Raw genomic sequence first — 6,371 nt, 5'->3', positions numbered from 1 at the left:
TCCCACCCCTTCCCATCCCGAACAGGACCGTGAAACGACTTTGCGCCGATGATAGTGCTGCAACCAGTGTGAAAGTAGGTTATCGTCAGGCTAGTTATATGAAAAACCCCACCAGGTGATCCTGGTGGGGTTTTTTGCTTTCACGCTCGGAAGATCGTCGTGGATCCACGCAGATGGGTCAATCATCGGATAGTTGGACGGGTGGACGGCAGCGCCATCCACCCCACGGCGCGATCAGGTATCGGATCGGCCTTGGCCAGCGTCAGATCGTGAGAACGTCAAACACCCCACAAGATATCGGTCTTGTTATCCCGCGCCGAGCGCATCATTTCCAACAGCGGATACATCCGTGCCGAGAAGGTGACCACCTCAATCGGCTGATGCTCGTGGTCATCTTCATCGCGATGGTGCGCGTGGACATCTTGCGCCACCTGTTCGGTCGCCTGGTGCTTGCGGCTCTCTTCGATCTCGGCCTCGAGCCGCGGGATCACTTGTTCTGCTTCTGCTGCGGTGATGACACCGCGTTCCGATTCCTTGTGCAACAGGTCGAGGATGCGCTTGGCATGCTCCTGGTACATCAAGACCTCTGGGTAGGATCTGCATTTAAAGGTAATTAACATGGCTATCTCTTGGTTTTGTTAGTGTCTAAACGATAGCACGACTGACGCAAGCTCACAGTGCGCGCGCTCGCACAACTCAGCCCCGCCTTACCCTCAGTAGCCAGGCGGCCCCGAGCACGGCGACGGCCAGCGCACTGCTCCCCGTCACCGCCAGCGCGCCAACATCCGACAAAGGCGCGCGAGTAGCCCCGGCCAGGAACCAGCCCAGCGCTCCCCAGGCCAGGCTATTGAACAGCTCGAGCATATTCATCACGAAGCCGCCCTTGCCGCGGCCTTTGAAATTGCTGCGCAGCCCGGGCCGCCCGCACCAGAACACGATCAGCCCCGCACCTAACACGGCGCCGCACACCGCGACACAGACGATCGGCCCCGCAGCCGGCATACGAACAGTCAGCCACAGCAGCGGGACAGCCACCAGCGCCAGCACCGGCGTGATGGCCGCCGCCAGCTTGGCGCGCCGCACCGTGCGCTGCGACGCGGGCGACACCAGCAGCAGGTCCGGCGCGTCCTCGGCCGACAAGGCGACCCAGGCCAGCGCACCGGTCAGCGAGCCGCACAGCAGCGTCAGTCCGGCGCCCAGCGCCTGCACCTGCACGTCGGCGCGCTGAAAGACAAGGAAGAACAGCGGCAGCAGGAACAGCAGCTGCAGCAGCACCTGCGACAGCAGATGCGGATCGCGCACGATCAGGCGCCACTCCTTGACTACGACGGTATGGAACAGGCTGCGGCCAAAGCGCAAAGTCAGCGGCGTGGCGCGCGCCGTTCCCGCACGCGCCGCCGACGCCGCCAGCTGCAGGCCGTGCGCGAAGAAGCGGTGGGTACGCCGCGCCGTCAGCACGAACACCCCGGCAGCCAGCGCGGCCAGCAGCAGCAGCGGCAGCGGTTCACCCAGCATGGCGCGCGCCGGCAGCAGCAAAGGGAGATCGCCCACGCCATCCTGGCGCAGCAGGCCGTCCAGCATCTCGCGCACGCGGCCTTGCGTATCCCCGGACGACAGCGCATGCAGCTGGGATGCGATGACCAGCAGGGCCCCGGCCAGCGCCCCGATCACCTGCGCTACCACGCGGGTGCGGCGCGCACCGAGCACGCGCACCAGGCCGAGCGTGAGCAGCATCGCAAGGCAGCTGCACAGCACCGCGACCGAGATCACGCCCGGATAGATGCCGAGCCAGCGCCACTGCCCCTGCAGCAGGCCGGCATGGGCGAACGGCGCCAGGAAGAACAGGTACACGGCGGCGGTGCTGGCCGCCACGCCGGCCAGGCGCACGGTAAAGATGCTGTGCGAGGGCAGGGGCGAGGACAGCAGCAAATCGAGGTCGCTGCGCTCGAACAGCACCAGCACGCTCGACTTGATCGCCGACGACAGCATGAAGGTCGCGCCGCCCGCCAGCACGGCCGAGATGGCGAGCAGGATGCGCGGATCGTCGCCCGCCAAGCCGGCCAGGGCGCTCACCGCCACCCATGCCAGCAGGTGCAGGGCGGCCCAGCCGACCAGCGCCAGGCCGATCGCCGCATTGCCCGGCCGCCGCTTGCCGGCGCCTTCCTTGCCGCCCGAGGCATTGAACCAGGCCAGCCGCAGCTCGTGCCGCAGCAGCCAGCCGACGCTGCCTGGCGCCACCCTCATGGCGCGGCCGTGAGCTGCAAGAATACGTCTTCCAGGCTGCCGCCCCGGGTGCGGGCGCGCAGCTCGTCCAGCGTGCCTTCGGCGATCAGGCGGCCCTGGCGGATGATCCCGATGCGCTGCGCCAGGCGCTCCGCCACTTCGAGGATGTGCGTGGTCAGGATCACCGTGCCGCCCTTGGCGACGTGGGCCAGCAGCAGGTCTTTCACCTGGCGCGCCGCGACCGCATCCAGGCCGGTGAGCGGTTCATCCAGGATCAACAGTTCCGGTTCGTGGATCAGGGCCCCGGCCAGGGCCAGCTTCTGCTTCATCCCGCGCGAGAATCCTTCGGTCAGCTCGTGCGCATGCCGGCTCAGGTCGAGCCAGTCGAGCAGCTCACGCGCGCGCGGCTCGGCTTCTTGTGCGTGCACGCCCCACAGGCCGGCCACGAACTCCAGGTACTCGAAGGGCTTGAGCTTCCCGTACAACATTGGCTCGTCCGGCAGGTAGGCCATCCTGGCCTTGGCCTTGGCCGCGGCCGGTGCGCCGGCCAGGTCGATTCCCAGCACCTCGATGCTGCCGGCGTCCGGCGCCAGCAGGCCGCTGACCAGCCGCAGCGTGGTGGTCTTGCCGGCGCCGTTGGGGCCGAGCAGGGCATAGAACTCGCCGCGCCGCACGAGCAGGTCGAGGCCATCGACGGCGGGGCGGCCGAAATCCTTGCGCAGGCCGGCCAGGCGCAGGGCGGGTGGATGCTCGATCATGACGGTCTCACTGGGGTGCGAACGAAGACAGGAACTGGTCGACCTGCTCGGGGGGCGCCGCGTTCGCCGGTCCCAGCACGATGACCTGGTAGAAGCGCTCGCCGCGCGCCTCGAAGCGGCCATGCAGGTGCATCGGCTTGCCGTTGGCGGCGCCCGTCGCCTCCACGCGCAGGCCGTCCTGGGCCGCCGGCGCCCCATCGTCGCCGGCGCCGATATTGCGCAGCAGGGCCTGGCGCATCGCCGGCAGCGCGGCGCGGGCGCGCGCGGCATCGGGCGCCGTGGCGGCGCCGACGGCGAAGGTGGCGCCGTCCACTTCGGCCGCCGTCATCGTCATCTGCACCCGCAGGCCATCGAGATCCACCGCGCGCGTGAAGGTGGCCGGCTTGGCCGGGAACAGGATCTTGTAGTGGCCCTCCTGGCTCGTGTGTTCGCGCCAGTTATAGGTGGGATTGCAGGCTGCCAGCAGGCTTGCCGCCAGCAGGGCCGGGACGAGGATGCGCAAGCGCATTCGGAGCGGATTGGTTGGTCGCATGACACGATAGTAGCAGCAGCGCCTACCTCCTTTGCCGTTTTTTGGGGAAGGGCGGCAACGGTATTCTTTGGGCATGGCGGCATGGCCAGATGTCCTGAATCGTGGGGTTTACGTCCGCTCCAGGCGGGCAACTTCTGCGACCATTCGCCCAAACAAACCAAGTCCAGGGGGATGGCATGAACGTCAACGGAAAGAACCATGAGGTGGACGTCGACGGCGACACGCCGGTGCTGTGGGTGCTGCGCGACGTGCTGGGCATGACGGGAACGAAGTTCGGTTGCGGCATGGGCTTGTGCGGCGCCTGCACCGTGCACGTGGATGGCGTGCCGACCCGCTCCTGCCTCACCAGCGTCGAGGCGGTGGGCAAGGCCGACGTCGCGACCATCGAGACGCTCGGCGCCTCGCGTATCGGCGCCGCGCTGCAGAAGGCCTGGCTCGACCAGGAGGTGGTCCAGTGCGGCTACTGTCAATCGGGCCAGCTGATGTCGGCCGCGGCCCTGCTCAAGTCCAACGGCAAGCCCACCGACGAGGACATCGACGCCGCCATGAGCGGCAATATCTGCCGCTGCGGCACCTATCCGCGCATCCGCGCCGGCATCAAGGCCGCCGCGCTTAGCCTCGCGGGAGGACGCCATGCGTAACGATCTGCCCAACCTGCCGCGCCGCGCGTTCCTGGTGGCCGGCGCCGCCGCCGGTGGCGGCCTGCTACTGGGCGTCGTCCTCGATGGCGTCAGCCGTCCGGCGATGGCCGCGGCCGCCCGCACATTCGAGCCGAACGCCTTCGTGCTGATCGGCGCCGATGGCCTGGTCACCATCACCATGCCCTATATCGAGATGGGCCAGGGCACCTATACCTCGATCCCGATGCTGGTGGCCGAAGAGCTCGAGGTGGGGCTGGACCAGGTACGGGTCAGGCACGCCGGCGCCGACGACAAGCTGTATGGCAACCCCCTGCTCGGCTTGCAGATCACGGGCGGCTCGACGTCCATGCGCGCCGCCTGGCTGCCGATGCGCCAGGCCGGCGCCGCCGCGCGCGTGATGCTGGTGCAGGCCGCGGCCAGCCAGTGGAAGGCCAGCCCGTCCGAGTGCCAGGCCCGCAATGGCGAGGTCGTGCATCGCCCCAGTGGCCGGCGCCTGAAGTATGGCGCGCTGGCGGCGCAGGCGGCCGCATTGCCGGTCCCGGCGCCGGCCGACGTCAAGCTGAAGGAAGCGGCCGACTTCGTCCTGATCGGCAAGCCGGGCAAGCGTCTCGACACCCCCCTGAAGGTCAATGGCAGCGCCAAATACGGTATCGACGCGATGGTGCCGAACATGAAATTCGCGGCGCTGGCGCAGTCGCCCGCCTTTGGCGGCAGCCTCAAAAGGGTCGACGAGCGCCGCGCGCTGGCGGTGAAAGGCGTGCGCCAGGTGGTCAAGCTCGACGACTGCGTGGCCGTGATCGCCGACCACACCGGCGCCGCGCGCAAGGGACTGGCGGCGCTCGAGATCGTCTGGGACGACGGCCCCAACGCCAAGGTTGACAGCGCGGCCTTGTCGACCGCGCTGGCCAGGGCGTCCGAAGGCCCGGCGGCGAAGGTGCGGCAGGAGGGCGAGCCGGCCAAGGCCGGCGGCAAGCGCATCGCGGCCATGTATGAGCAGCCCTACCTGATCCACGCCGCCATGGAGCCGCTCAACTGCACCGTGCACGTGAAGGACGGCAGCTGCGAGCTGTGGCTCGGCACCCAGGTGATGACCCTGAGCCGCGCGGCGGCGGCCAAGGCGGCGGGTATCGATCCCGACAAGGTGACGGTGCACAACCACTACCTGGGCGGGGGCTTCGGCCGCCGCCTGGAGGTCGACATGGTCACGCGTGCGGTGCAGATCGCTCGCCACGTGAAAGGCCCGGTGAAGGTCACCTGGAGCCGCGAGGAAGATACCCAGCACGACATCTACCGCGGCGGCTTTTACGACCGGCTCGAGGCGCGCGTCGACGGCGAGGGCATGCCGCTGGCCTGGAGCCACCGCATCACCGGCCCGTCGACGGTCAAGCGCTTCTTCCCGGCCGGCTACGTCAACGGCTTCGACGAAGAGGTGGTCGAGGGCGCCATGCATCCGCCGTATGCCTTCCCCAGCATGCTGGTCGAGTACGTGAACCACGAGCCTCCGGTGCCGACCGGCTTCTGGCGCGGCGTCGGCCCGGCGCACAACCTGTTCGTGGTCGAGAGCTTCATCGACGAGCTGGCGGCGGCCGCCGGCAAGGATCCGGTCGCCTATCGCAGCGCGCTCCTGAAGGACAATCCGCGTGCGCTGGCGGTGCTGCGCCTGGCCGCCGACAAGGCCGGCTGGGGCAAGCCCCTGCAGGAGGGATCAGGCCAGGGCCGCGGCGTCTCGCTGCAGCACGTGTTCGGCACCTATCTGGCGCTGGTGACCGACGTCGCGGTGAGCAAGGAAGGCGAGGTGGCGGTCAGGCGCGTGGTCGCGGCGGTCGATACCGGTGTCGCGATCAATCCGGACACCATCCGCGCCCAGCTCGAGAGCGGCATCAACTTCGGCATCTCGGCCGCGCTGTGGGGCAAGGCGACCGTGGCGGGAGGCCGCATCCAGCAGTCGAACTTCCACGACGTGCGGCTCATGCGCATCAACGAGGCGCCCGTGATCGAGACCCATATCGTGGCCAGCCGCGAAGCGCCGGGTGGCATCGGCGAGCCGGGTACCGCCGCGCTGTTCCCGTCGCTCGCCAATGCCGTGTTCGCGGCCACCGGCAAGCGCGTGCGCACGCTGCCGATCGGGCCCGAACAGCTGCAGGGCGCATGAGCACCGCCTGAGCCCAGCCGCAACGGGATGGTCGCGCCGGGCGGGCCGGTCTCTTTCGAAAGATG

At 68.6% G+C, this 6,371-nt stretch carries 6 protein-coding genes and 1 rRNA gene; 3 read left to right on the top strand and 4 right to left on the bottom strand.

All coding sequences use genetic code 11. The features are described 5' to 3' along the window. Positions 1 to 91, top strand: a 5S ribosomal RNA gene (gene rrf, locus SOM61_RS26545); the annotation flags it as partial. Positions 92 to 278: 187 nt separating this feature from the next. Here rrf and SOM61_RS23300 read toward each other — a convergent pair. The 4 genes from SOM61_RS23300 to SOM61_RS23285 all read right to left on the bottom strand — a co-directional run bounded on the left by SOM61_RS23300 (position 279) and on the right by SOM61_RS23285 (position 3,489). Next, complete coding sequence (locus SOM61_RS23300) at positions 279 to 620, bottom strand: DUF1840 domain-containing protein (RefSeq protein WP_320469877.1); 342 nt, start codon at positions 618 to 620, stop codon at positions 279 to 281. 76 nt (positions 621 to 696) lie between these two features. After that, a complete protein-coding gene (locus SOM61_RS23295; protein WP_320476284.1) occupies positions 697 to 2,244 on the bottom strand; it encodes a putative ABC transporter permease subunit in 1,548 nt (515 codons plus the stop codon). Continuing rightward, the gene (locus tag SOM61_RS23290) at positions 2,241 to 2,981 is read right to left on the bottom strand and encodes an ABC transporter ATP-binding protein (RefSeq protein WP_320476283.1); all 741 of its coding nucleotides are present in this window, start codon (positions 2,979 to 2,981) and stop codon (positions 2,241 to 2,243) included. The genes SOM61_RS23295 and SOM61_RS23290 overlap by 4 nt, the downstream gene beginning before the upstream one ends. Before the next feature lie 7 nt (positions 2,982 to 2,988). Continuing rightward, entirely contained in the window at positions 2,989 to 3,489 is a 501-nt protein-coding gene (locus SOM61_RS23285) for a hypothetical protein (RefSeq protein ID WP_320476282.1), read from the bottom strand. A 200-nt stretch (positions 3,490 to 3,689) separates the two neighbouring features. Here SOM61_RS23285 and SOM61_RS23280 point away from each other — a divergent pair, with 200 nt between their 5' ends. Both SOM61_RS23280 and SOM61_RS23275 read left to right on the top strand, forming a co-directional pair. Then, on the top strand, positions 3,690 to 4,154 hold the full coding sequence (locus tag SOM61_RS23280) for a (2Fe-2S)-binding protein (RefSeq protein ID WP_320476281.1): 465 nt from the start codon (positions 3,690 to 3,692) through the stop codon (positions 4,152 to 4,154). Continuing rightward, positions 4,147 to 6,306 (top strand): xanthine dehydrogenase family protein molybdopterin-binding subunit, encoded by a 2,160-nt coding sequence (locus SOM61_RS23275; protein WP_320476280.1) that lies wholly within the window; start codon positions 4,147 to 4,149, stop codon positions 6,304 to 6,306. Before SOM61_RS23280 ends, SOM61_RS23275 begins: the two co-directional genes overlap by 8 nt. The last annotated feature ends 65 nt before the right edge of the window (positions 6,307 to 6,371 follow it).

Origin of the sequence: Massilia sp. CFBP9012 (genome assembly GCF_034045115.1) — a bacterium.
Lineage (GTDB): Bacteria > Pseudomonadota > Gammaproteobacteria > Burkholderiales > Burkholderiaceae_D > Telluria.
This window is presented reverse-complemented; position numbering and strand designations above follow the sequence as displayed.